The 21,026-nt window shown below is 51.9% G+C and carries 19 protein-coding genes; 10 read left to right on the top strand and 9 right to left on the bottom strand.

Annotated elements, in window-relative coordinates:
• The 8 genes from murD (at position 1) to lpxC (ending at position 9,561) form a co-directional block, all read left to right on the top strand.
• Positions 1–1,338, top strand: a complete 1,338-nt coding sequence (gene murD / locus BZG84_RS03605) for a UDP-N-acetylmuramoyl-L-alanine--D-glutamate ligase (RefSeq protein ID WP_077480318.1) — start codon at positions 1–3, stop codon at positions 1,336–1,338.
• On the top strand, positions 1,335–2,540 hold the full coding sequence (gene ftsW, locus BZG84_RS03610) for a cell division protein FtsW (protein WP_077639583.1): 1,206 nt from the start codon (positions 1,335–1,337) through the stop codon (positions 2,538–2,540). Before murD ends, ftsW begins: the two co-directional genes overlap by 4 nt.
• A complete protein-coding gene (gene murG / locus BZG84_RS03615; RefSeq protein WP_069586599.1) occupies positions 2,530–3,588 on the top strand; it encodes an undecaprenyldiphospho-muramoylpentapeptide beta-N-acetylglucosaminyltransferase in 1,059 nt (352 codons plus the stop codon). The genes ftsW and murG overlap by 11 nt, the downstream gene beginning before the upstream one ends.
• A gap of 14 nt (positions 3,589–3,602) precedes the next feature.
• Entirely contained in the window at positions 3,603–5,072 is a 1,470-nt protein-coding gene (gene murC / locus BZG84_RS03620) for a UDP-N-acetylmuramate--L-alanine ligase (protein WP_077478943.1), read from the top strand.
• A gap of 212 nt (positions 5,073–5,284) precedes the next feature.
• The gene (locus BZG84_RS03625) at positions 5,285–6,055 is read left to right on the top strand and encodes a cell division protein FtsQ/DivIB (protein ID WP_108743589.1); all 771 of its coding nucleotides are present in this window, start codon (positions 5,285–5,287) and stop codon (positions 6,053–6,055) included.
• Positions 6,056–6,067: 12 nt separating this feature from the next.
• Positions 6,068–7,324, top strand: coding sequence for a cell division protein FtsA (ftsA, locus tag BZG84_RS03630; RefSeq protein WP_069586602.1), 1,257 nt, complete (start codon positions 6,068–6,070; stop codon positions 7,322–7,324).
• Positions 7,325–7,357: 33 nt separating this feature from the next.
• Complete coding sequence (ftsZ, locus tag BZG84_RS03635; protein ID WP_077455359.1) at positions 7,358–8,527, top strand: cell division protein FtsZ; 1,170 nt, start codon at positions 7,358–7,360, stop codon at positions 8,525–8,527.
• Between the two features lie 116 nt (positions 8,528–8,643).
• Entirely contained in the window at positions 8,644–9,561 is a 918-nt protein-coding gene (lpxC, locus tag BZG84_RS03640) for a UDP-3-O-acyl-N-acetylglucosamine deacetylase (protein WP_069586604.1), read from the top strand.
• 73 nt (positions 9,562–9,634) lie between these two features.
• On the opposite strand, the gene BZG84_RS03645 is transcribed toward lpxC, so the two are convergent.
• Positions 9,635–10,096 (bottom strand): DUF721 domain-containing protein, encoded by a 462-nt coding sequence (locus BZG84_RS03645; RefSeq protein WP_096630796.1) that lies wholly within the window; start codon positions 10,094–10,096, stop codon positions 9,635–9,637.
• Positions 10,097–10,512: 416 nt separating this feature from the next.
• Here BZG84_RS03645 and secA point away from each other — a divergent pair, with 416 nt between their 5' ends.
• Both secA and mutT read left to right on the top strand, forming a co-directional pair.
• Positions 10,513–13,236 carry a preprotein translocase subunit SecA gene (secA, locus tag BZG84_RS03650; RefSeq protein WP_077455358.1) on the top strand — a complete coding sequence of 908 codons (2,724 nt, stop codon included), beginning with the start codon at positions 10,513–10,515 and terminating at the stop codon, positions 13,234–13,236.
• A 135-nt stretch (positions 13,237–13,371) separates the two neighbouring features.
• Positions 13,372–13,767 carry an 8-oxo-dGTP diphosphatase MutT gene (gene mutT, locus BZG84_RS03655; RefSeq protein WP_077478946.1) on the top strand — a complete coding sequence of 132 codons (396 nt, stop codon included), beginning with the start codon at positions 13,372–13,374 and terminating at the stop codon, positions 13,765–13,767.
• A 30-nt stretch (positions 13,768–13,797) separates the two neighbouring features.
• Here the strand turns inward: mutT and yacG are convergent, their stop codons facing one another.
• The 8 genes from yacG to nadC form a co-directional block, all read right to left on the bottom strand.
• Positions 13,798–14,004, bottom strand: coding sequence for a DNA gyrase inhibitor YacG (gene yacG / locus BZG84_RS03660; RefSeq protein WP_069586608.1), 207 nt, complete (start codon positions 14,002–14,004; stop codon positions 13,798–13,800).
• A gap of 4 nt (positions 14,005–14,008) precedes the next feature.
• On the bottom strand, positions 14,009–14,749 hold the full coding sequence (gene zapD, locus BZG84_RS03665; RefSeq protein ID WP_077478947.1) for a cell division protein ZapD: 741 nt from the start codon (positions 14,747–14,749) through the stop codon (positions 14,009–14,011).
• Between the two features lie 23 nt (positions 14,750–14,772).
• Complete coding sequence (gene coaE, locus BZG84_RS03670; RefSeq protein ID WP_077478948.1) at positions 14,773–15,387, bottom strand: dephospho-CoA kinase; 615 nt, start codon at positions 15,385–15,387, stop codon at positions 14,773–14,775.
• 4 nt (positions 15,388–15,391) lie between these two features.
• Positions 15,392–16,258, bottom strand: a complete 867-nt coding sequence (locus tag BZG84_RS03675) for a prepilin peptidase (RefSeq protein ID WP_077478949.1) — start codon at positions 16,256–16,258, stop codon at positions 15,392–15,394.
• A 64-nt stretch (positions 16,259–16,322) separates the two neighbouring features.
• Complete coding sequence (locus BZG84_RS03680) at positions 16,323–17,537, bottom strand: type II secretion system F family protein (protein ID WP_077478950.1); 1,215 nt, start codon at positions 17,535–17,537, stop codon at positions 16,323–16,325.
• Between the two features lie 9 nt (positions 17,538–17,546).
• Positions 17,547–19,229, bottom strand: coding sequence for a type IV-A pilus assembly ATPase PilB (gene pilB / locus BZG84_RS03685; RefSeq protein ID WP_077677984.1), 1,683 nt, complete (start codon positions 19,227–19,229; stop codon positions 17,547–17,549).
• A 70-nt stretch (positions 19,230–19,299) separates the two neighbouring features.
• Entirely contained in the window at positions 19,300–19,731 is a 432-nt protein-coding gene (locus tag BZG84_RS03690) for a pilin (protein ID WP_077478952.1), read from the bottom strand.
• 249 nt (positions 19,732–19,980) lie between these two features.
• On the bottom strand, positions 19,981–20,889 hold the full coding sequence (gene nadC / locus BZG84_RS03695) for a carboxylating nicotinate-nucleotide diphosphorylase (RefSeq protein WP_077478953.1): 909 nt from the start codon (positions 20,887–20,889) through the stop codon (positions 19,981–19,983).
• Positions 20,890–21,026: the final 137 nt, after the last annotated feature.

Raw genomic sequence — 21,026 nt, forward strand, 5'->3', positions numbered from 1 at the left:
ATGTCAACCGTGAGCCAGCGTTCGTTAACCGAGTTTGATCATATCGTGGTGATGGGCTTGGGGGTGACTGGATTATCCGTGGTGCGCTTTATTGCCCGCCACCATCCTCAAGCGACGATTCGCGTGATGGATTCGCGTCTTCAACCTCCCGGGTGTGATCAACTGCCGGCTCAGGTGACATTACATACCGGCAGCTGGCAGGAACAGTGGTTAGCCGACGCCGATCTGGTGGTGACTAACCCCGGCATTGCGCTGACGACGCCCGCGCTTGGCCCTGTTCATCAAGCGGGCATCCCCATCGTTGGCGATATTGAGCTCTTTGCGTGGTATTGCGATAAGCCGGTGGTCGCCATCACCGGCTCGAACGGAAAAAGCACCGTCACCGCCTTAGTGGGCGAGATGGCGAAAGCGGCGGGTATCCGTGTGGGTGTGGGTGGCAATATCGGTGTCGCGGCGCTTGATTTACTCGACCAAGGGCATGACTTATATGTGCTGGAGCTGTCGAGCTTTCAACTGGAAACCACGGCGTCATTGGCGTTGAATGGCGCCGCGTTTTTAAACTTTTCTGAAGATCACATGGATCGTTACGACAGCTTGGCTGATTATCGCGCGGCCAAGTTACGTATTTTCGCTCACGCACTCACCCGGATTGCCAACGCTGATGATAAAGCAACACACAGTGAGCAACCTCTCGTTTTATTTGGCTTTCAGCAAGGCGACTATCGCCTTATCAGCCATCAAGGCCAAGAGTGGCTCAGTGTGGAAGGTGTTCCTGTCCTGCCCGTTGCCGAACTGGCGCTCGTTGGGCGTCATAATGTCGCCAATTGCTTAGCGGCAATGGCATTGGCAGACAGTGTCGGTATCGATCGCGATGGACAAGTTCAGGCGATGCAAACCTATACTGGCTTGCCTCATCGTTGCCAGACGGTGGCAACGATCAACGGCGTAACTTGGGTCAATGATTCCAAAGCGACCAATGTGGCCAGCACGTTAGCCGCTTTGGATGGCTTAACGCTGCAAGGGCAGCTTCATCTGCTACTCGGTGGTGATGGTAAAGGTGCGGATTTTCATGCGCTTCAACCTGTGTTGGATAAGCTATCTGCCCAGCTATATTGCTTTGGGCAAGATGGTGACAAACTGGCTGCATTGAGCCGTTCGTCGCATCGTTTTGAGACCTTGGAGCAGGCGATTGATGTCATTGCCCAACACGTTGCACCGGGTGATATGGTGCTATTGTCACCAGCCTGTTCGAGCCTCGATCAGTTCGCCAACTTTATGGCACGTGGCGATGCCTTTGCCGATGCTGTCAAACAACTAACCGTGAGTGATGCCCGATGATACGCACTTGGCCCAAACAGTGTTGGTCTTGGCTGCGCACCCCATCGCCGGGTGTGCTCTATGATCGTCAACTTGTTTGGGTATCACTGTTATTGATGGTGATTGGTCTGGTGATGGTGACGTCGGCGTCTATCCCGGTCGCCCTTCGCTTGGCCGATGCCCCATTTTTATTTGCGAAACGGCACGCGATTTATCTCACGGTAGCCGTGATAGCGGCTGTGGTGGTGATGTATATTCCCGTGCGGCTTTGGCAAAAATACAGTGGTTGGATGCTATTGCTGTCATCGGTGTTGCTGTTGGCCGTGTTAGCCATCGGGCGCTCGGTCAACGGCGCAGCGCGCTGGATCTCCATTGCTGGGATCAATGTTCAGCCTGCGGAGATTGCCAAGTTATCTCTATTCGTTTTTTTGGCAGGATACCTCGTCCGTCGTCATGGTGAGGTGCGCGAGCACTTTCGTGGCTTTGCGAAGCCGCTTGCGGTGCTGTTGTTATTTGCAAGCTTACTCCTTGCCCAGCCCGATTTAGGCTCAGTGGTGGTGATGTTTGTGACCACGGTGGGTATGTTGTTTATTGCTGGCGCCAAATTGTGGCAATTTATCGCGCTGCTGGTGGCAGGGCTTACGCTGGTGGGAGGCTTGATCATTGCAGAGCCTTATCGGGTGCGGCGTGTTACCGCTTTCCTTGACCCTTGGCAAGACCCGTTTGGCAGTGGCTATCAGCTCACCCAATCGTTAATGGCGTTTGGACGCGGTGATTGGTTTGGGCAAGGCTTGGGCAACTCGATTCAAAAATTGGAGTACTTGCCAGAAGCGCATACCGACTTTGTTTTCGCCGTGATTGCCGAAGAGCTAGGGCTGGTGGGCGTTAGTGTCATTTTGGTTTTAATTTTCTGCTTGGTCTTTAAAGCCTTATTTATTGGCAGACGTTGCCTTGAACAAGAACAATTGTTTGGTGGCTTTCTCGCCTTTGGTATCGGGATTTGGTTTGCGTTTCAAACCATGGTGAATGTGGGCGCTGCCGCGGGCATGCTACCGACCAAGGGGCTGACGCTGCCTCTGATCAGTTATGGCGGTTCCAGCCTTTTGATCATGGCAATGGCGGTCGCCCTGCTTTTACGCATCGACCATGAGTACCGTTTAGCCACGGCCCAAGCCCATCAAATCAAGCATTATCAGGATAAAATTCAACACGATGAGCAGTAAACGTTTATTGGTAATGGCGGGGGGAACCGGTGGACATGTGTTTCCCGGCCTCGCGGTCGCCAAATATTTAGAGCAACAAGGCTGGCAGATCCGTTGGTTGGGTACTGCGGATCGCATGGAAGCGGATCTGGTTCCCAAACACGGCATTGATATTGAGTTTATTCGTGTCAAAGGCTTGATCGGTTCGGGCCTGATCCGCAAGCTGCGTGCGCCGTGGATGATCCTCAGCGCCATTTGGCAAGCACGCCAAATCATTAAGCGCTACCAACCCGATGCGGTGTTGGGCATGGGCGGATATGTGAGTGGCCCCGGCGGCATCGCTGCTTGGCTCAGTGGTGTACCTGTGGTGCTTCATGAACAGAATGCGGTGGCTGGGTTAACCAACCAATGGTTGGCGAAAGTGGCTAAGCAAGTACTGCAAGCCTTTCCGGGAGCGTTTGAGGGTAAGCCTGTGGTCGGCAATCCGGTGCGCCGTGATGTGTGCACCTTGCCCTCACCGACAGCACGCTTTCGTGACCGCAACGGACCATTGCGTATTCTGGTGATGGGCGGCAGCCAAGGTGCGCGCATCTTAAACCAAACCGTGCCTGTTGCGGTGGCAAAAACGGCGCAGCCGGTCATGGTGCGACACCAAGCCGGGAAAGGAAACGCGCAAAGCACAGAAGCGGCGTATCACGCCGAGGGCGTTACCGATGCGACCGTGACCGAGTTTATTGATGATGTTGCTAGTGCTTATGCTTGGGCCGATGTGGTGATTTGTCGCAGTGGCGCTTTGACGGTCTCGGAACTCGCGGCAGCCGGTGTGGGGGCGATATTTGTGCCCTTTATGCATGCCGACCGTCAGCAAGCACTAAACGGTGATTACTTGGTTGAACGTGATGCGGCACTGATGATTGAACAGCCATCACTGACAGCCGCCACGCTGGCTGAGACAATTGACGGCTTAGACCGAGCGCGCCTCCTTACGATGGCGAACGCCGCGCGTGATGCCGCGATCATTGATGCGGATGCACGTGTGGCACAAGTGATTGCCGAACAAGCAAAATAATAGAGAAAAGATGAATGGGTAAATTGGATAATCAGCAGCTAGAAAAACTTCGCACCATGATCCCGGAAATGCGTCGGGTGAAACGGATCCACTTTGTGGGCATTGGCGGTGCGGGGATGTGTGGTATTGCTGAAGTGCTGATTAACGAAGGTTACCAAATAACCGGCTCGGATCTTGCACAAAATGTGGTCACCGAGCGTTTGGCGTCCATGGGGGCAGAGATCTTTATCGGTCATCAAGCCAGTCACATCGAGAAAGCAAGCGTGGTGGTGGTCTCTACCGCCATCAAGCCCGATAACCCGGAAGTGGTCGCGGCAAAATCTCTCCGCATTCCGGTGGTTCGTCGTGCCGAAATGTTGGCTGAATTGATGCGATATCGGCACGGTATTGCCGTTGCCGGCACCCATGGTAAAACCACGACCACCGCATTAGTGACCCAGATCTATTCGGAAGCCGGTTTAGATCCCACTTTTGTCAATGGTGGATTAGTCAAAAGTGCTGGCACCAACGCGCGTTTGGGGAGTAGCCGATATTTGATTGCGGAAGCGGACGAAAGCGATGCCTCTTTTTTGCATTTACAACCTATGGTCGCCATCGTCACCAATATTGAAGCCGACCATATGGATACCTACGGCGGTAACTTTGAAACGCTAAAGCAAACCTTTATTGATTTTCTTCACAATCTGCCGTTTTACGGGTTAGCGGTGGTGTGTATTGATGACCCTGTGGTGCGCGCCCTGATCCCATCGATTGGTCGTCAAGTGATCACCTATGGCTTTTCTGATGATGCCGATGTGCGTTTGCACGATTATCACCAAAAAGGTCAGCGCGGGATTTTTAAAGTCACCCGTCCGGGACGCGAGACCTTGACCATAGAGCTCAATATTCCGGGACAACACAACGCATTAAACGCCAGTGCCGCGATTGCTGTCGCGACCGAAGACGGTGTGGATGACGCTGCGATTGTGCGTGCGCTTGCCAGTTTTGAAGGAACAGGACGTCGTTTCGACCAACTGGGCGAATTCCCTGTCGAGCAAGGAACGGCGTTATTGATTGACGATTATGGTCACCACCCGAGTGAAGTGGATGTCACCATTAAAGCGGCACGCGCTGGCTGGCAAGATCACCGTTTGGTGATGATCTTTCAGCCGCACCGGTACAGCCGTACCCGCGATCTCTATGATGATTTTGCCAATGTGCTGGAAAACGTGGATGTGCTGTTGATGTTAGATGTCTATTCCGCGGGAGAAACACCGATTGCCGGGGCTGACGGTAGAAGTTTGTGTCGCAGCATTCGGGCGCGAGGCAAGCTCGATCCGATTTTTGTGCCAAATGCCGAGGCGTTACCGGCCGCACTGGCCAATGTGCTGCAAGCGAATGACTTAGTTTTAACACAAGGCGCGGGTGATATTGGTAAAGTAGCGCGAAATTTAGCGGCAATGGCGCTGGATAAAGCAAAAATGGCACAACAAAAAACAAACTGATGTGATAAAAAGCTGTGTCATAATCGGACGATCCGAATAAAAAGACGGCTTTTTTCGCATCACAGAGCAAAATTGCTCGGAACAGATCTCAGCTTATTGATACAAAGCGTCAATCAAGTTGGAGCACGAGGCGCGGGATCGCTATAATCAGTCGGTTTTTTCGCTGGACGTGTCAAGCTTGCTCGACACAAGGCGATAACAAAGGTATGAGCATGGTAAATGCGCTCACACGCATACAAGAAACAGTGAACCTTGAACGTCAGCAATGGGCGGGATTGGTGTTTCTTACCGCAGTCATTCTTTTGATGGTGACCGGCTTTGTGCGAGTGATCGATTGGATGAGCGACGAGCAGCAGCTGCCTTTGTCTCAGTTGGTCATCGAAGGCGATCGGACTCAGGTCAGTGATCAGCAAGTGCGCGATGCAGTGTTGTCGGTCGGCACCCTGAAAAGTTTTATGTTGCAAGATGTGAATAGCATCCAGGCAAATATCGAGGCGCTGCCTTGGGTTAAGCACGTGGCGGTTCGCAAACAGTGGCCGAACACCTTGAAAGTCCATATTACCGAGTACCAAGCGCGGGCTATCTGGAATGGACAGAAGCTGTTAACGCCTGAGGGTGAGATTTTTGATGGCACGCCGGCGGATGTCGCAGGACAGGATCTGGTGTCTTTGCATGGTATACCAGAGAGTGCAAAAGAGGTACTTGCCGCCAGTGAGACTTTGAATGCGCAGCTCAATCGCATTGGCTTGTCGATTCAAGCCTTATCACTGAACGAGCGACGCTCTTGGCGTATCGTGACACGTAGCGGTATACGGATTGAGTTGGGTCGAGAAGCACGCGAAGAGCGCTTAGCGCGGTTCGTGCACCTTTACCCTGAGATACAGCAACAACAAACACCGATCGCTTACGTGGACTTACGCTATGACACAGGTGCTGCCGTAGGTTGGAAAACTGAGACGGAAGAGACGACTAGCCAAGATTAAGAGATGGTGTGAATGAATAAAGCGACAGATAAATCACTGATTGTTGGACTGGATATCGGTACGTCCAAAGTGTCTGCGCTGGTCAGTGAAGTGCTGCCAGACGGCACCATCAACGTATTGGGCGTGGGGACCAGCCCGTCTCGTGGCATGGATAAAGGTGGCGTCAACGACCTAGAATCTGTGGTCAAATCCGTCCAGCGTGCGGTGAATGAAGCAGAAATGATGGCGGATTGCCAAATCAGTTCTGTATATCTTTCTTTGTCAGGAAAGCACATTCACTGCCAGACTGAAAGAGGGATGGGTACGATTTCCGATGAGGAAGTGACCCAAGATGACGTTGACAATGTGATCCACACTGCCAAGTCAGTGAAGATTAGTGATGAGCAACGCGTGCTCCATGTGATCCCACAAGAATATAAAATTGACTATCAAGAAGGGATCAAAAACCCAGTGGGGTTGTCAGGTGTGCGTATGGAAGCCAGTGTGCACCTCATCACATGTCACAATGACACGGCAAAAAATATTGAGAAAGCGGTTGAACGATGTGGTCTTAGAGTTGATCAACTGATTTTCTCCGGCTTGTCAGCAAGCCATGCGGTGATTACACCGGACGAACGTGAGCTGGGTGTCTGCGTTGTCGATATCGGCGGTGGTACCATGGATCTCGCAGTTTGGACGGGAGGCGCGCTGCGCCACGCAGAGGTTATCCCTTATGCGGGGAACGTGATTACCAGCGACATTGCTTACGCGTTCGGAACACCGCTTGCCGACGCAGAAGACATTAAAGTGAAGTACGGCTGCGCACTTAGCGAATTGGTCAGCAAGGATGCCAAAGTCAATGTGCCCAGTGTGGGCGGACGCCCATCACGGACATTGCAGCGCCAGACTCTGGCAGAAGTGATTGAGCCACGCTGCTCTGAGCTGTTGGGATTGGTCAATCAGAAACTGGTTGCCATTCAAGACAAGCTACGCAGCGAAGGCGTGAAGCACCAGTTAGCCGCAGGCATTGTACTGACTGGCGGTGCGGCACAGATGCACGGTTTGGTCGAATGTGCTGAGCGTGTATTTCAGAATCAAGTACGAGTTGGGCAGCCTGTGGGTGTCACCGGATTAACCGACTATGTACAAGCACCATGTTATGCAACAGCGGTTGGGCTTTTGCATTACGGCAAAGAAAACTTGCTGACAGAAACGAGTGAACCAGAGCAAAAGCGGGCTGTTGCCAGTTGGGTAAGCAAGCTGAGTAGCTGGTTTAAGAAAGAATTTTAACCCTGATGCGAACAGGAAGGACGGAGAGAACTCATGTTTGAACCGATGATGGAAATGTCTGACGATGCGGTAATTAAAGTCGTTGGCATTGGCGGTGGCGGCGGTAACGCTGTCGAGCATATGGTACGTGAGTCAATCGAAGGCGTTGACTTCATTAGTATTAACACTGACGCCCAAGCGTTGCGTAAAAGTAGCGTTGGCACCGTCATTCAAATTGGTGGTGACATCACCAAAGGCCTAGGCGCGGGCGCAAACCCTCAAGTAGGTCGAGATTCTGCCCTTGAAGATCGCGATGCGATTAAAGCTGAGCTCGAAGGTGCCGATATGGTATTTATCGCAGCAGGAATGGGCGGCGGTACTGGGACAGGTGCAGCACCTATCATCGCAGAAATTGCGAAAGAAATGGGTATCCTCACCGTTGCAGTGGTCACCAAACCATTTAGCTTCGAAGGTAAGAAGCGACTGGCCTTTGCTGAGCAAGGAATTGAAGAGCTGTCTAAAAATGTTGACTCGCTTATCACGATTCCTAACGAAAAACTGCTCAAAGTACTGGGTCGTGGCATAACCTTACTAGATGCGTTTGCGAAAGCGAATGATGTACTTCGTAACGCGGTGCAGGGTATTGCTGAGCTGATTACCCGTCCGGGCCACATCAACGTCGACTTTGCGGATGTCCGCACTGTGATGTCAGAGATGGGGCACGCCATGATGGGAAGCGGGGTTGCTACGGGAGAAGACCGAGCAGAAGAAGCGGCTGAAATGGCCATTTCTAGCCCGCTACTTGAGGACATCGACTTAGCAGGCGCACGCGGTGTGCTGGTGAACATTACCGCTGGTTTCGATATGCGTCTTGATGAATTCGAGACGGTTGGTAACACGGTTAAAGCGTTCGCCTCTGATAATGCGACTGTCGTGATTGGTACCTCGATGGATCCGGAAATGAGCGACGAGCTGCGAGTGACTGTGGTGGCAACGGGGATTGGCAACGAACGTAAGCCAGATATTACCTTGGTGACCAATGCACAGTCTGGGCAAGCACCGGCCGAGCCGAAAAAGGCACAGCCTTTGCAAGAAAAACCTCAGGCGGCAACGCCTGCGGCAAAAGAGCAGCCAGCTGCGTCGTCGTCAAACGCGGCGCCAAAATCGCAGACCGAGCATGATTATCTCGATATTCCTGCGTTTTTGCGTAAGCAAGCTGACTAGTGCCAGTGCTTGGTTTGTAGCCAGCGATGTGCTATCATCACGCTCCCCTTGTCTAAGGTGACAGGGTAATGAGTGACGCAGAGCACACTTTTTTGAGAAAAAGTTGAGATAAGCCGATGATAAGACAGCGAACATTAAAAAGTATTGTCGAAACGACCGGTGTGGGCCTCCACTCTGGGCGTAAGGTTACGCTTACTCTGCGTCCGGCTCCTGCGAACACCGGCGTGATTTATCGCCGTACCGATATGGAGCCGCCGGTTGACTTTCCGGCTGATCCAGCGGATGTACGCGACACCATGTTGTGTACCGCGCTCGTCAATGATGAAGGCGTGCGTATCTCGACTGTCGAGCACTTAAGTGCCGCGATTGCCGGTATGGGCATCGATAACATTATTATCGAGGTCAATGCGCCAGAAATTCCGATTATGGATGGTAGCTCAAGCCCATTCATCTTCTTGCTGCAATCTGCCGGCATTGAAGTACAAAACGCACCAAAACGATTCATTCGCATCAAAAAACCTGTTCGCATTGAAGACGGCGACAAATGGGCAGAGCTGGTGCCGTATAACGGTTTCCGCCTCGATTTTGCCATCGACTTCAACCATCCTGCGATTGAATCAGAGCAACAAAATTTGGTGATGGACTTCTCGACGCAGTCGTTTATCAAAGATATCAGTCGTGCGCGAACCTTTGGGTTTATGCGCGACATTGAGTACCTGCAATCACAGAACCTATGTTTGGGCGGCAGCTTTGACTGTGCCATTGTTCTGGATGACTACCGCATCTTGAACGAAGAAGGTCTGCGCTTTGATAACGAGCTCGTGAAGCACAAAGTGTTGGATGCAATTGGCGACCTATACATGTGTGGTCATAGCATCATCGGTGAAATGCGCGCCTATAAATCGGGCCATGCACTGAACAACCAGCTGCTGCGTGCGGTATTGGCGGATCAAGAAGCGTGGGAGTGGGTGACGTTTGAAGAAACGGAAAAATCACCGGTTGCGTTTGCTGACCCAGATATGGTGCTTGCATAAGACTTGCACCTAAATAGGGCAGAGTTGCCTCATTGTGGTAAGTTGCTCAGCACCCTGTTAAATAAAGCCAGAGTCACGACTCTGGCTTTTTTGTGTCTGTCGCTAGCTTGGCTAGAGCTTCTAAACGCGCTTTTAACTTCGGCGAGGCACTTTGCCCCAGCTCATGCAGTAACTCACCCGAGGCTTTGCTCAAATGGCGTGCGGGTGTGGTGGCATCTTCTTCTCTATCCACGGCGGCCAAGGCTGGATTAATTTTCACTTCAATGGTGGTGAGACTGGCGAGGCCTTTTTGCCGTAATACAGACAAAAGGTGTTGGCGCTCGTAATTGAGCCGCATAGCCCAAGCAGCGCTGCCAGCTTCAACCACAAGTACGCCCTCACGATAGTTGGCTACCCGGCATGCCTTGGAGGTTTCGCCTGGCAACAAGGCCAAGATCAGCTTATTCAACTTGGCGAGCTCAACTGCGCGTTGAGCGATATTGTTGTTGTCGCTCTCCAAGAGGTGCAACGTAGAGCGGGGTCGGTGATCTCGCATGGCTATTGTCTTTTTTATCGTCAATTCGGTGCGTGAACAGTCGCACAGCGTCTAATTTTTCCTAATTGATCCTATCTGTCCCTGATTATTCATAGGATGTCGGTCCAATTTCCCTTATTATAAGTGACCGAATCATTCACAGGTAAGTGTCGCATGGGTAGAGCGACAGGCATAGTGTTTTCAATGCAGCCTGTTAATTTCACAATCAGCTTCGCGGAAAATAAGTTGTTAAGCGGCACTGTCCGCCCTTGAATTCTTTCCGATTTGGCTCCACCTAATAAAGATGCGCGCATTGGCATCTTCTGTCGAATCGATGAACCATAGCCTATCCGCGTTGAACTGAATGCACACCAGCATCATTGCTGTGCAGCTGCCGCCCATGTGGGAAGACCATTAAAAAGAGTACCGGCAACGCCATGTTATCGAAAATCCTGACTAAAGTTATCGGAAGCCGTAATGACCGCACTTTGCGTCGGCTGCGAAAAGTCGTTGATGAAATCAACAAGCTAGAGCCCCAATTTGAATCCCTCAGTGATGATGCGCTAAAAGCGAAAACCGTCGAATTCCGTGAGCGTCTCGACCAAGGCGCGAGCTTGGACGATCTGCTTCCTGAAGCCTTTGCCACCGTCCGCGAAGCATCTAAGCGTGTGTTTGGTATGCGTCACTTCGATGTTCAGCTGATCGGGGGCATGGTACTGCACAGTGGCCAGATTGCAGAAATGCGCACCGGTGAAGGTAAAACCCTGACCGCGACCTTGCCGTCTTATTTGAATGCACTGACAGGCAAGTCCGTGCACATCGTTACCGTCAACGACTACTTGGCGCAACGTGACGCGGAAACAAACCGCCCGCTATTTGATTTTCTTGGTATGACGGTCGGCGTGAATGTGCCGAACATGCCACCGGAAGCGAAGAAAGCCGCTTACGCGTGTGACATTCTTTACGGTACCAATAACGAATTTGGTTTCGACTACCTGCGCGACAACATGGCGTTCCGTGCGGAAGATCGCGTGCAGCGCGATCGCTACTTCTCAATTGTCGATGAGGTGGACTCCATCTTGATTGATGAGGCGCGTACACCACTGATTATTTCAGGGCCTGCAGAAGATAGCTCAGAAATGTATCAGCGGATCAACGCCTTGATCCCTCAGCTCGAAAAGCAGGACGAAGAAGACTCAGAAGAATACCGTGGCGATGGTCACTACACCGTCGATGAGAAAGCCAAACAGGTCTACATGACCGAAAACGGCCAAGAATTTGTCGAAGAGCTGCTAAAGAAAAACGGCTTGATGGCAGAAGACGATACGCTGTATTCGCCCGCGAACATCAGCTTGTTGCACCATATTAACGCTGCACTCCGTGCCCATGTACTGTTTGAGCGCGACGTCGATTACATTGTTAAAGAAGACGAAGTGATCATCGTTGATGAGCACACCGGCCGCACCATGCCGGGACGTCGTTGGTCTGAAGGATTACACCAAGCGGTGGAAGCCAAAGAAGGGGTGAAAATCCAAAACGAGAACCAGACGCTGGCCTCGATCACCTTCCAGAACTTCTTCCGACTCTATGAAAAGCTGTCAGGGATGACAGGGACCGCGGACACCGAAGCGTTTGAGTTCCAGTCGATTTATGGATTGGATACCGTGGTTATTCCGACCAACCGCCCGATGGTGCGTAAAGATCATGCTGATCAGGTTTATATGACCGAGCGTGAGAAATTCGCCGCGATTATTGAAGACATTAAAACGCGAGCGAAAGCTGGCCAGCCGGTACTTGTCGGAACCGTCTCGATTGAAAAATCAGAGCTTCTTTCTAATGCGCTGAAAAAAGATGGTATCAAGCACCAAGTCCTCAACGCGAAATTCCACGCCCATGAAGCCGAAATCGTCGAACAAGCCGGTTATCCGGGCACCGTGACGATTGCAACCAACATGGCCGGTCGTGGTACGGATATTGTTCTAGGCGGTAGCTGGAAGCAGGTACTGGGTGATATTGACGAGCCAACAGACGCACAAGTCGAAGCGGCGAAAGAGAAATGGCAGCAGCTCCACGACCAAGTGGTTGAGGCGGGTGGCCTGCACATTATTGGTACGGAGCGTCACGAGTCACGCCGTATTGATAACCAGCTTCGTGGCCGTGCCGGTCGTCAAGGTGACCCAGGTTCGACGCGTTTTTATCTGTCGATGGAAGACTCACTGATGCGCATTTTTGCCTCAGAAAAAGTCTCTAACATGATGAAACGCCTCGGGATGGGTGAAGGTGAAGCGATTGAACACCCTTGGGTGAACAAGGCAATTGAAAACGCGCAACGTAAAGTAGAGGGGCGTAACTTCGACATTCGTAAGCAGCTGCTGGAATTCGATGATGTGGCCAACGATCAGCGTAAAGTGGTCTACGAATTGCGCGACGCACTACTGGTTTCTAGCGATATCAGTGAAATGATTGAGCATAACCGTGAAGATGTGGTGAATGCGCTGGTTAGCCAATATATTCCGCCGCAATCGTTGGAAGAAATGTGGGATATCGCCGGCCTAGAGCAGCGCTTAAAAGCAGACTTTGATATCGAATTGCCTATCCAACAATGGTTGGATGAAGACGACAAGCTGTATGAAGAGTTACTGCGCGAGCGAATTCTGTCATCGCTGATTGATGTCTATAAGAGCAAAGAAGCGGCGGTGGGTGCTGAGACACTGCGCAACTTCGAAAAAGCGGTCATGCTGCAAACGTTGGATACGCTGTGGAAAGAGCATTTGGCGGCGATGGATCACCTGCGCCAAGGCATCCACCTGCGCGGCTATGCGCAAAAGAATCCGAAGCAGGAGTACAAGCGTGAATCGTTCGAGCTGTTTGAAGACATGCTAGAAGCGCTAAAAACCGACGTGATCACCACACTCAGCCGCGTTCGTGTGCAACAGCCTGATGACGTTGAGCGTATGGAAGCGGAGCGTCAAGCACGTGCCGAGCAAGCGGCTCGCCAACAGCAAGTAAACCACGCCAAAGCCGATAATCCACTCAGTGACGGCGAGGCGAATGCTTCAGGCAACGAAACTGTGGTGCGCGATGGCCGAAAAGTTGGCCGTAATGAGCCGTGTCCATGCGGATCAGGGAAGAAATTTAAACAATGTCACGGTAAAATCTAACCCTGACTATGTATGACTAAAAAGGCCGTTTTAGCGGCCTTTTTTTATACCCCAAGACGCGCGTTCGCCGACGTGTTTGTCATCGATATTGACAGACAGTGGATAGCGCGTAGGCGGTAGTAAGTAGGAGTATTCATGAAACGGGTTAATATTGCCGCTGGTGTGATTGTTAATGCCGCGCAAGATAAGATATTTATTACACGTCGCCATGCGGATGTGCACCAAGGCGGAATGTGGGAATTCCCCGGCGGAAAAATTGAAGCCAACGAAACCCCGCGCCAAGCCGTGGTGCGCGAGTTGCGTGAAGAAGTGGGGATTGATGCCACCGACGTCAGCCCCTTTATTTCGCTAGACTTTGATTTTCCAGACAAAGCGTTAAGCTTTGATTTTTTCTTAGTCAGTCGCTTTGAAGGGGAGCCGCAAGGGCAGGAAGGTCAGCATGGTGAGTGGGCACCGATTGCGCGTTTATCCGAGTACACTTTCCCTGAAGCGAATGACGCGGTGCTTGAGAAAATCCGTGCTCGATTTTAAGCACGGATCGTTCGTCTTGGCAGGTGGAGATTACTCCGCCTGTCCTTCTGACCATAGGTCGTCATCAGAGCTGTCTGGTGCGCCGGGAATCGCCTTTTCTTCATTGGCCCATTCCCCTAAATCAATCAACTGACAACGTTTGCTGCAAAACGGGCGATGCGGGCTGATTTCGCCCCAAACAACAGGTTGTTGGCAGGTTGGACATTTCACCACCGCGGGGGTATCACTCACGCTCATCTCCTTAACAGACACTGATAAATACCGGCATATTGTCGGCGACCTCGCGATCATCGTCAAATGGCATAAAACGGATCGCAAAACGGTTTTTGTGTCCTGAAACCAACGGATAAACGCCCAGATCGGGGTTGACCTGAATCCGGATCAGGCACGCGCCATCAGTGTCTTGTTGATAGAAGCCTTGTTTAACCTCGACATGCCCACCTTGTGCGCTTTCTCGGGTCAGTTGCAACCAAAATGCTAAGGCATGACGCAGCGGTGATAGCGTGGCGAGCCAGCCATTAATCGCGTTTTGGCGGGCGGCCAAAGGCTGATGTAACCAATGGTGGAAAATGGGCAAATCAAAACTACAGCTGCCACCGGGAATGGAGAATCGCTGTTTGATGCTGGTCAAGAAGCGATCTTCGCGTAGTGCTTGGCCAAAACGCTTGGCTTGTAAGACCGCACGTTGGTGCTCGGCCAATTGCTCAAGCAGTTGTTGCAGCTGCTGTTGGTCGACTTGGGGCACATTGGCCCATGCGTTGAGCTTTTTCTTGAGCTTATCCAAATCCTTGGCAAGATCCGCTTTTACTTGCACTTGTTCTAATATTTCCAGCAAATCAAACAGACTGCGGAAAAATTGAATATGGTGGCAAGGGGCCGATAATCCGCTCACTTCGTCCAATTGATCGAGCAGGTACTCTAGGCGCAAATAAATTCGCACCTGTTCATTGAGTGGGTGTTCATACAAAGTGAGGCTGGTCATAAATGTTTTGCGATCCTATCCGGTTACTCCCCGGTGTGATGTTGGGCGGCCAAGGTTAAATACGTCTGGTGTAAGGCATCAATCTGGTGTTGGAGTTCCGTCTCTGGTTGATCATTGTTGATGATGTCGTCGGCGACCGCAAGTCGCTGTGCACGGGTTGCTTGGGCTGCCAGAATGGCATCGACTTGCTGGCGGCTCACGCCGTCTCGCTTTAATGTCCGTGCAATTTGGGTTTGCTCATCAACATCGACCACCAAAATACGGTCTGCTAATGCCATGAGGTTATTTTCCACCAATAACGGCACCACAAGCAAACAGTAGGAAGAGCGTGCTTGCGCGCAAGCGCTGATCATCCGGGTGCGGATCATTGGGTGCAGTAAGTCATCTAACCAACGTTTGTCGTCAGGGTGAGAAAAGACCCGCTCTCTGAGCCAAGCGCGATTCAATTGCCCATCGGACTGCAAGGCTGATTCACCAAAGCGCGCGGCGATTGCCGCCAGCCCTTCACTGCCAACCGCCACCACATCGCGTGCAATCACATCAGCATCAATCACCTCAATGCCTTTGGCAGCAAACTGGTTGGCAACCGTGGTTTTGCCGCTACCGATACCGCCAGTCAGCCCGATCACTAATCCCATTAACCTATACTCCCAATACTTGTGAAAGATACCAGTGTAACAGGCCATCACCCCACAGGAGGCAGACCCAGCCGGCGATCGCAATAAAAGGACCAAAGGCAAACGGCTGTTGCAGTCCTTGCTGCTGTCGGCGGAGTACGATCGTGCCAATCACGGCGCCACTCAATGAGGCCAGCAGGATCAATAGCGGCAGTACTTGCCATCCCAGCCAAGCCCCCAAGGCGGCAAAAAGCTTAAAGTCGCCATAGCCCATGCCTTCTTTGCCGGTGATGAGCTTAAAAGCCCAAAAGAGGCTCCAAAGGCTGACATAACCGACCATGGCGCCAATCACACTTTCACTGAGGGTGACTGGGCTGATGCCGATTAGCGCAAGGCCGATGCCGGCCCACATCAAAGGTAAGGTGAGTTGATCGGGCAGCAACAGGGTTTCCCAATCAATCAAGGTTAGGGCTAGCAAGACTAAACTGGCCGCCATCACGGCGATGGCCCATGTCGGGGAGGCGAGAAGCCAAGCGGGGAGCATGCAAAGTATTGCGCTGGTCATCTCCACCAACGGATAGCGTTTACTGATGGGGAGCTGACAATGGCGGCAGCGGCCTTTTAAAGCCAGCCAACTGAGCAGCGGAATATTGTCATACCAGCGAATGGTTTGCTCACAGGCCGGACAGTGAGACGCGGGGAGACACAAATCAAAACGCTGCCCGTCAGGGGCGTCAATATTAGCATCGGGAAACGTGGCCAAGCATTCTTGGCGCCAACGACGCGCCATCATGATTGGCAAACGTGCGATAACCACATTTAAAAAGCTACCGATAATCAGGCCGAATAGGCCGGCAAGAACGATGAATAACGGCGATGAGAATATCAACATGGGACCTTCTGGGTATAAACCTTGTGCGCATCATAGCGCCTTGTGGCGAGAGACTCTATCTTGGCTAGCCAAGAACGGACATCAGATTGAAAATCGGTAAATACATGGCCACCACCAAGCCGCCAATCAATAGTCCCAGCACTAAAATTAACAGGGGCTCGATGATTTTACCGAGGTTGTCCACGGTGTTATCGACTTCGGCTTCATAGATTTGCGCGATGCGGTTGAGCATATTATCGAGTGATCCCGACTCCTCGCCAATCATCACCATTTGCGTCACCATTACAGGGAAGCTGTCGCTGTCACGCAATGCTTGGTGGAGTGGAATACCGGTCGCGGTGTGCTGGTAAACTGCGTTGAGCGCGTGAACATAATAGGCGTTGGTCATGGATTTCGTGGCCGCTTGTAAGCCAGAAAGTAACGGAATGCCGGCACTAAAGGTGGTGGCGAGGGTACGAGAAAACTTGGCAATGCAGGCTTTACTCACCACTTCACCGATGACGGGCAGTCGCAGTAGCCAGCGGTCATAGTAATATTGGTAGGTCGCGTTTTTACGCTGCAGTAGTTGGTGGGCAGCGGCAAGGCCCGCCATTATCAATGTGATGGTCAATGCGTGCTGGCTCACGATGTCGGATAAGGCGAGGACTTGTTGGGTCAGCCAAGGTAGCTCGGCGCCGAAGGAGTCAAAAATATGTTTAAATTTCGGGATCACGAATACCAGCAGATAGGCACTCACTCCCAAGGCCACGCTGATCACGATGGTGGGATAGATCATGGCTTTAATCACTTTACTACGAAGCTGCGCCTGCTTTTCACGATACAAGGTTAACCGGGCAAAGACCTGCGGCAATTGCCCGGTTTGCTCACCTGTTGCGACCAGATCGCAGTAGAAGCGATCAAACAAGGGAGTCGCTTGCGCCAACGCATCACTCAAACTGGTACCGGCTTCGAGTTGCTGGCGAATATGACGCACCAGCAAGCGCATCTCGGCTTTGACCTGATTGAGCGCGATGAGGTTGAGGGCTTGTACAATGGGGATCCCAGACTCAAGCAGGGTGGTGAGATCGCGGGAAAACTGAGTGATATCCGCCGCGTTGGCTTTGTGACGGCGCTGCTGAAAGCTCGATAGCCGACGGCGAATGATGCGTGTGGGCAAGATCGATTGGCTCGCCAACTGTTGGCGAGCATCCTGCTCGGTATAGGCGAACACCTGACCTTTTTTGTCGCCGCCTGCAGCGGCTTGGCGCCAATGAAAGAGAAACAGCGTGGGTTTGGCCATGAAGACTCCTTAGGCAAGCTGAATAACGCGAGTAAGCTCTTGAATGCTGGTGATCCCTTGGTTGAGTTTGGCAATCCCGGATTCGGCTAATCGCCACATCCCTTCCTCCGTCGCCAGTTGGGTCAGTTCGATGGCACTGGCATTGCGGTAAATAGCGCTGGCAATGGTCTCGGTCACAGGAAGCACCTCATACACACCTGTGCGACCTTGATAGCCTTGATAACACTGATAGCAGCCGTGAGGATGGGCTTGGTACAAGGTGTTTGGGGTTAAAGTCGGGTAGAGGTTGGCTAAGTGCTGAAGGTGCGGGTCATCAGCTGGATGCGGCTGTTTACACATCGGACATAAACGGCGGACCAAACGTTGGGCCACCACCAAGGTTAGAGAACTAGCAAGGTTGTAGGGCGCAATGCCCATATGAGATAAACGGGTGATGCTCTCGGCGGCGGAATTGGTATGCAGGGTTGATAACACCAGATGACCGGTTTGCGCGGCCTTGATCCCGATTTCAGCGGTGTCGAGATCGCGAATTTCCCCCACCATGACCACATCGGGATCTTGACGCAAAAACGCACGGAGTGCGGTGGCAAAATCTAAACCAATGGCCGTATTAACGTTGACTTGGTTGACGCCCTCTAGCTGGATCTCAACCGGATCTTCGACGGTGGCTATATTGCGCTCGGGCTGATTGAGATATTTTAACCCACTGTATAAAGAGACGGTTTTGCCGCTTCCGGTTGGGCCGGTAAACAAAATCATGCCTTGCGGTCTATCCAATGCGTCTTGATAGTGCTGGCGTTGCCACTCGGTTAAGCCTAAATCATGCAAGGTTAATTGCTGTTGGCCATTATCTAGCAGACGAACCACCACTTTCTCACCCCAAATGGTTGGCAAGGTAGAGACGCGCATATCGACGGTGTGATCGGCGGTGAGGGTCAGCTTGATGCGCCCGTCCTGTGGCAAACGTCGTTCAGCAATATTGAGTTGAGCTAAGATTTTGAGCCGGGTCGATAGCCGCCGCGAGACCCCAGCCGGAGGATGGGCATAGGTTTGCAATAAACCGTCTTGGCGAAAGCGAATCTGGTAGTGATGCTCAAAGGGCTCGAAGTGTACGTCGGAGGCTTTTTTGCGCACCGCATCCACCAAGATCTGCTGAATGTAGCGACTGATGGGCGCCTGATCGCTTTGTAGCTCGGCACTGTCCTCTTGTGGGCTATCGGTGACGGTCAGAGCCGCTAAGTCCTGATCACTGATGGTGATGCCATCGCCAGTGCCATCGATATCTGCCCCGTATAAGTGGCGCAACGCAGCATCCAAATCTGGCTGACTGAGCACCACCAACCGGACATTGAGCCCAGTAGAAAAGCGAAAGTCAGCGACAGCTTCTGCGTTATCTGGGTCACTGACCCCCAGTAATAGCTCTTGGCCTTGCTGAGCAAGCGGTAGCACTTGGTGACGCTGAATTAAATCACGCCGGTCGAGGGCATAGCAGGTGTCTTTAAACGGATACTGATGGCTTTCTGCAAATGGAAGATGATGCAGGTTAGCGAGGGTATGGGCGAGCGCGGTGGGGTCAACCCCAGCATCGAGTAAATGCGCAAGACTGAGCGAGGTATGTTCGCCAATGCCCAGCATATCGCGCTGGGCATCAGTCAATAAACCGGCTTGATACAACTGAGCGGTCGGGATCATAAATAACGCTTTTCAATGCTGATAAAACCTAGCACAAGCCTGTGCTAGGTTGCGGATTGATTAGTTAGACTTAGCCTTTGCTTGGATCACCGCCTGTACTACCGTCGTCACTCGGACAGCCATTAACTTCTATGGTTTTCGATGGTTGCGTGCATGTCCACTTGCCTTTCTCGCTCCGTGCGAGTATGACATTATTACCCTCCGGCATCCCCTGCACGGCTATTTTCATGTTTCCTTTAACGCCACTAATCTCAGTGAACTCTACATCACCAGGAATACCAAGATTTTCTTTGGTTTTTTGGTCGTTGTTTGGGAACGCGCCCGTTTCCATTATCTGCGCTTCTACCACGGAGCGCATATTGGTTAATGTGGCAATCGCGGCAGTGACTTTGGCTTTGTCTTGATACTTTTGGTATTGCGGAACGGCGATGGCAGTCAGGGCGCCAATAATGCCTAATACCACCAGTAACTCAATCAAGCTAAACCCTTGTTGCTTTTTCATCCTATTTCTCTCCTCGTAATCATGAGTTGCCGCAAAGTGAGTGGGCAACAATCAGTGCCAGCACTTTACGCTCGTGCGTGTGGCGCAAAAAAGAGGGGGAACATAAGTTTGAGAGTCAAGGATAAAACCTTGATGTAACAGCGGGTTTTTTCTGTTGCAGTGTTCGACAGACTACAAATTTTTTGTCACGAAATTGTTATAAAAAGGCCGCTTGTAAGAAGCGGCCTCATCATCTTGCCAACAGAAGGGTTATTGGAAGCGCATGGATAAGTCGAGCGCAGTAACATGCTTGGTCAGCGCGCCTACGGAAATATAATCCACGCCTGTGGCAGCATAGTCGGCGAGGGTGTCCAAGGTGACGTTTCCAGACACTTCGAGGGCGACACGGCCTTGGTTGAGCGCTACCGCTTCACGCATCATGGGAATGGTGAAGTTATCCAGCATCACCACATCGGCCCCCGCATCAATGGCTTGTTGCAGTTCGGCCAAGGTTTCTGTTTCTACTTCCACTGGCTTATCGGGGTTAAGGCGACGGGCTTCTTGCACGGCATTAGCAATGCCCCCACAGGCAAGAATATGATTTTCTTTAATCAAATATGCATCGAACACCCCAATCCGATGATTATGGCCGCCACCACACGCGACCGCGTACTTCAACGCACTGCGCAGCCCTGGAATGGTTTTGCGGGTGTCGAGTAATTGGGTGTGCGTGCCATTAAGCGCCGCCACATAGGTCGCAACCTTACTGGCGCAGCCTGACAAGGTTTGAATGAAATTCATCGCATTACGCTCGCCGGTCAAAATAATCCGCGAGGGGCCGTGCAGGGTACACAGGGTTTGGTTTGGCGTCACTTTGTCGCCATCTTTGACATGCCAAGTGAGTGACACGGTACCGCCGAGTTGACGAAACACCTCATCGGCAAACGCCTGACCACAAAATACCCCAGCTTCTCGGGTGATCAAAGTAGCGGTGGAGACCGAGTCGGCAGAGATTAAGCTTGCGGTAATGTCCTGACTGGGATCAATCTCTCCTCCCAAGTCTTCTCGAAGTGTCTCAGAAACTAGACGTTTTACGTCCGCATCAAGGTGCGAGGTGAGATAAGCAAAGCGGCTATCGCTATCGTGTACCGCGCGAAATGGAGAAGTTGTCGACGTCATCTTGGCTCACTGGTGCAGTCAAAAGTTGCCGAAATGATAACCTCACTGGTGATGAAATGCAGCTACTGCCGCGGTAAACTTTTTTGTCGTCTTGTTTTTTGTACATAGCCTGTCTAAACCTTGACTATACTTGGTGT

Origin of the sequence: Salinivibrio sp. PR932, assembly GCF_001996125.1 — a bacterium.
GTDB lineage: Bacteria > Pseudomonadota > Gammaproteobacteria > Enterobacterales > Vibrionaceae > Salinivibrio > Salinivibrio proteolyticus.

Bases quoted from the DNA above. Each gene is read 5' to 3' on its own strand.
- BZG84_RS03645 (WP_096630796.1), bottom strand. From the start codon at position 10,096: ATGCGAGATCACCGACCCCGCTCTACGTTGCACCTCTTGGAGAGCGAC.
- BZG84_RS03625 (WP_108743589.1), top strand. From the start codon at position 5,285: ATGGTAAATGCGCTCACACGCATACAAGAAACAGTGAACCTTGAACGT.
- ftsZ (WP_077455359.1), top strand. From the start codon at position 7,358: ATGTTTGAACCGATGATGGAAATGTCTGACGATGCGGTAATTAAAGTC.
- ftsA (WP_069586602.1), top strand. From the start codon at position 6,068: ATGAATAAAGCGACAGATAAATCACTGATTGTTGGACTGGATATCGGT.
- zapD (WP_077478947.1), bottom strand. From the start codon at position 14,749: ATGACCAGCCTCACTTTGTATGAACACCCACTCAATGAACAGGTGCGA.
- ftsW (WP_077639583.1), top strand. From the start codon at position 1,335: ATGATACGCACTTGGCCCAAACAGTGTTGGTCTTGGCTGCGCACCCCA.
- nadC (WP_077478953.1), bottom strand. From the start codon at position 20,889: ATGACGTCGACAACTTCTCCATTTCGCGCGGTACACGATAGCGATAGC.
- secA (WP_077455358.1), top strand. From the start codon at position 10,513: ATGTTATCGAAAATCCTGACTAAAGTTATCGGAAGCCGTAATGACCGC.
- coaE (WP_077478948.1), bottom strand. From the start codon at position 15,387: ATGGGATTAGTGATCGGGCTGACTGGCGGTATCGGTAGCGGCAAAACC.
- murG (WP_069586599.1), top strand. From the start codon at position 2,530: ATGAGCAGTAAACGTTTATTGGTAATGGCGGGGGGAACCGGTGGACAT.
- murD (WP_077480318.1), top strand. From the start codon at position 1: ATGTCAACCGTGAGCCAGCGTTCGTTAACCGAGTTTGATCATATCGTG.
- BZG84_RS03675 (WP_077478949.1), bottom strand. From the start codon at position 16,258: ATGTTGATATTCTCATCGCCGTTATTCATCGTTCTTGCCGGCCTATTC.
- BZG84_RS03690 (WP_077478952.1), bottom strand. From the start codon at position 19,731: ATGAAAAAGCAACAAGGGTTTAGCTTGATTGAGTTACTGGTGGTATTA.
- BZG84_RS03680 (WP_077478950.1), bottom strand. From the start codon at position 17,537: ATGGCCAAACCCACGCTGTTTCTCTTTCATTGGCGCCAAGCCGCTGCA.
- mutT (WP_077478946.1), top strand. From the start codon at position 13,372: ATGAAACGGGTTAATATTGCCGCTGGTGTGATTGTTAATGCCGCGCAA.
- yacG (WP_069586608.1), bottom strand. From the start codon at position 14,004: ATGAGCGTGAGTGATACCCCCGCGGTGGTGAAATGTCCAACCTGCCAA.
- murC (WP_077478943.1), top strand. From the start codon at position 3,603: ATGGGTAAATTGGATAATCAGCAGCTAGAAAAACTTCGCACCATGATC.
- lpxC (WP_069586604.1), top strand. From the start codon at position 8,644: ATGATAAGACAGCGAACATTAAAAAGTATTGTCGAAACGACCGGTGTG.
- pilB (WP_077677984.1), bottom strand. From the start codon at position 19,229: ATGATCCCGACCGCTCAGTTGTATCAAGCCGGTTTATTGACTGATGCC.